2 protein-coding genes are annotated in these 1,660 nt (G+C 72.3%); both read left to right on the top strand.

All coding sequences use genetic code 11. The annotated features are described in order from the left end of the window. Positions 1–636 (top strand): alpha/beta hydrolase (locus RWX45_RS04290; protein ID WP_316022538.1); only part of this gene is annotated, 636 nt, incomplete at its 5' end. A 69-nt stretch (positions 637–705) separates the two neighbouring features. Beyond that, the coding region (locus tag RWX45_RS04285; RefSeq protein WP_316022537.1) for a family 43 glycosylhydrolase at positions 706–1,660 on the top strand (955 nt) is incomplete at its 3' end.

Raw genomic sequence — 1,660 nt, 5'->3', positions numbered from 1 at the left:
GGGCTGCCCGTCGTCAGCGTCGACTACCGGCTCGCCGTCGACGGCGTCACCCACCCGGTGCCGCACGACGACTGCTGGGCCGCCTACCAGTGGGTGCGCGCCGGCGGGCACGGACTGCCCACCGACCCGGCCAGGGTGGCGGTCGGCGGTGGCAGCGCCGGAGCCTGCCTGGCGGCCTCCGTCGGCCTGCACGGCCGCGACGCCGGACAGGCCCCCGCCGGCGTCTTCCTCGCCTATCCGCTGGTCCACTACCCGCTGCCGGGGCCCTCCGTCGAGCTCGCCGCCGTCCTGTCCACCCTGCCGCCGGTGCTGCTCGGCCCCGAGGGTGAGAACGACGCCCTGATGGCCCAGCTGCTGGGGCCGGAACTGACCGGCGTCGAGCACTTCGACTACGCCATGCCCGGGAACGCCGAGTCCCTGACCGGCTACCCGCGCACCTACATCGAGAACTGCGAGGCCGACGAACTGCGCGCCTCCGGGGAGCGCTTCGCCGAGCAGCTCGCCCAGGCGGGCGTCGATGTCGAGCAGCACACCGTCCCGGGGGAGACCCACGGGCACCTGTCCGTGCCCGGCCTGCCCACCGCCAAGGCCACCTGCGCCCACTTCGCCGCCTTCATCGGCGACGTGCTGCGCTGAGCCCCACCCGACCTGCCCCGACCACCCGCACGCTGTACATAACCGCCGTCGCATCACCGGAGTAACCAAATGACCACCACCGACATCCCGTCTGCCGTCCCCGCCTGGGGGCGTGGCATCGAGAACCAGCGCCGCGCCAACCTCGGCGACGGCACCTACCGCAACCCCGTCATGGGTGGGGACTACCCCGACCCCACCGTCCTGCGGGTGGGGGACCGGTACTACCTGACCTACTCCTCCTTCGAGTCCAGCCCCGGCATCGTGCTGTGGCGCTCGGAGAACCTGGTGGACTGGGAACCGGTCGGCCCCGCCTGCCCGGAGCCCTGGGGCAGCGTCTTCGCCATCGACCTGGTTGAACACGCCGGCCGCTACTACATGTACATCCCCTTCATGCCCACCTCCTGGTCGCGCGTGGACGCCCCCACCATCGCGGTGATGTGGACCGACGACATCGAGGGGACCTGGCATGGGCCCATCGACCTGGGCCTGCGCGGCTACATCGACCCCGGGCACGCCGTGGGGGAGGACGGCGAACGCTACCTGTTTTTGAACGGCATCGACCGGGTCCGGCTCACCTCCGACGGCCTGGGAACCGTCGGCGAGGTGGAGCACGTCTACGACGGCTGGCACTACCCGGATGACTGGGTGGTGGAGGCCTACTCCCTGGAGGGCCCCAAGCACGTTCAGCGGGACGGCTGGCACTACCTGGTCTCCGCCGTCGGCGGCACCGCCGGTCCGGCCACCGGGCACATGGTCATCGTGGCCCGCTCCCGCAGCATTGACGGCCCCTGGGAGAACATGCCCACCAACCCGCTGGTGCGCTGCACCGACGCCGCCCAGCCCTGGTGGTCCCGGGGCCACGGCACCCTGCTGGAGGGGCCCGGCGGGCAGTGGTACGTCATCTACCACGCCTACGAGCGGGGCGCGCAGGGGCTGGGTCGGCAGATCCTGCTGGAACCGGTCGACTGGACCGACGACGGCTGGCCCGTCGCCCGCGGCGGCGACCTCACCGCGCCCCTGCCCC

Origin of the sequence: Actinomyces sp. MRS3W, assembly GCF_032465695.1 — a bacterium.
GTDB lineage: Bacteria > Actinomycetota > Actinomycetes > Actinomycetales > Actinomycetaceae > Actinomyces.
The sequence above is the reverse complement of the archived record's forward strand: the minus strand, read 5'-3'. Positions and strand labels throughout refer to the sequence as shown.